The sequence below is a fragment of the Cupriavidus sp. WS genome (assembly GCF_000395345.1).
GTDB lineage: Bacteria > Pseudomonadota > Gammaproteobacteria > Burkholderiales > Burkholderiaceae > Cupriavidus > Cupriavidus basilensis_B.
On the sequence record NZ_AQPL01000763.1, the window covers coordinates 1 to 390 of the forward strand.

Sequence of the window (390 nt, forward strand, 5' to 3'; positions counted from 1 at the left end):
CTCGTCCTGAGTTTCTTCCTCCTGTCCTGACCTGAAAGGCCCGACCATGCACAACCGCATCCTCACCTCCCGCTTTGCTCAGCGCGCCGCCGTGGCCCTGGGCGCCGCCGCTCTGCCGGCGCTGTCGTTCGCACAAGGTCTGCCGCAGTTGGAGAACCCGACGCGCGGCACCGGCAACGGCATCATGGAGACCATCCGCAACTACGGCTACGACATCATCATGCTCGTGGCCCTGCTGGTGGTGGCATCGATGTTCATCGGCGTCTGCTACCACGCCTACGGCACTTACGCGGAAATCCACACTGGCCGCAAGACGTGGGGCCAGTTCGGCCTCACGGTCGCCATCGGCGCCGTCCTGCTCGTGATCGGCATCTGGCTGCTCACCGAAGC

The 390-nt window shown here is 65.1% G+C and carries 1 protein-coding gene; it reads left to right on the forward strand.

The features are described from left to right. Positions 1–46 precede the first annotated feature (46 nt). Positions 47–390 (forward strand): TIGR03745 family integrating conjugative element membrane protein (locus K206_RS0137070; RefSeq protein ID WP_020207215.1); only part of this gene is annotated, 344 nt, incomplete at its 3' end.